We start from the raw sequence: 1,343 nt of genomic DNA on the forward strand, positions 1-1,343 counted from the left end.
GCCCTGAACCGGTCGGCGCCGGCCCCGCCCTGCTCGACGCGGCCCGCGGGTACGGCGAGCGGCGCGGACTGCCCGCCGCCCCCGGCCGCACGGCCCTGGCCCCGGGCGCGCCCGCCCTGCTGACCGCCCTGACCGCCGCCCTCGACGGCGACGTCCTGGTGCCGAGGCCGTGCGCCGCCTGGTGGGCGCCGTCCGTGCGGCTGCTCGGCCGGCCCGTCTTCCATGTGCCGACCCCTGCCGAGAGCGGCGGCGTCCCCGACCCGTACGCGCTGCTGGAGACCGTGCGCCGGATGCGCGCCGAGGGCCGCGCCCCGCGTCTCCTGGTGCTGTCCGTGGCCGACGACCCCACCGCGACGGTCGCCCCGCCCGAGCTGCTGCACGAGACGCTGGAGGCCGCGGCCGGGGAGGGGCTGCACCTGATCAGCGACGAGACCTGGCGCGACACGCTGCACGACCGGCACGGCACGGTGCTGCTCAGCCCCGCCGAGATGCTGCCGGACCGGGTCACCGTCGTCACCGACCTGGCCGGCTCGCTGCTGCCGCCCGGCTGGCCCGCCGCGGTCGCCCGCTTCCCGGCGGGCGAGGAGGGCCGCGCGCTGCACGCGCGCGTCCTCGACGTGCTCACCGCCCTCGACGCGCGCGTGGCGGCCCCGGTCGCGGCGGCCGCCGGGTACGCGCTGTCCGAGCCGGAGCCGGTCACCGCCCGCGTCGCCGCCGCCGTACGCGTCCACGCGCGGGTGGCCGCCGCCGCGCACCGGGCCGTCGTCGCGGCGGGCGCCCTGGCCCGGCCCCCGCAGTGCGGCCGCCACCTGTACGTGGACCTCTCCCCTCTGGCGCCCGCCCTCGCCGCGCACGGCGTCGGCGACGCCCAGGAACTGGAGGACCTGCTCACCGGCCGGCTCGGCATGCCCGCGGCCGGCGGCCACCGCTTCGGCGACGACCTGGAGACCCCGCGCGTACGGCTGTGCACCGCGCCCCTGCTGGGGGACACGCCCGAGGAGCGCGCGGAGTGCCTGGAGGCGGACGAACCGGAGGAACTGCCACGGGTGGGACGCGCGTTGAACCAGGTGACATCGGTCCTCGACGGCCTCCGTGACGACGCACGGCGATGGGAGTCCTCTCGATGACGCAGCGGCACGAGCCGGCCAGACCGACGACCACGGCATCGGACGCCCGCCCCACGGCCCGCGACGACGGCCCCCACCCCCCGCTCGCCGCACCGCGTCCGCTCGCCGAGCGACGGGTGTGGCCCCGCACCTTCCACGACCGCCTCACCGCCCCGCTGCCCGGCCTCAAGGCGTTCGCCCGCTTCGCCCGCGAGGGCGCGGTGCGGCCCGGCCCCG

At 79.5% G+C, this 1,343-nt stretch carries 1 protein-coding gene and 1 pseudogene; both read left to right on the forward strand.

The genetic code is table 11. The features are described 5' to 3' along the window. Positions 1-1,127 (forward strand): aminotransferase class I/II-fold pyridoxal phosphate-dependent enzyme (locus CCN29_RS33675; RefSeq protein ID WP_107481769.1); only part of this gene is annotated, 1,127 nt, incomplete at its 5' end. Then, positions 1,124-1,343, forward strand: a pseudogene (locus CCN29_RS33680) (MBL fold metallo-hydrolase); the annotation flags it as partial. The gene CCN29_RS33675 and the pseudogene CCN29_RS33680, both read left to right, overlap by 4 nt.

The sequence above is a fragment of the Streptomyces pseudogriseolus genome (assembly GCA_002154585.1).
GTDB classification, from domain to species: Bacteria; Actinomycetota; Actinomycetes; order Streptomycetales; family Streptomycetaceae; genus Streptomyces; species Streptomyces pseudogriseolus.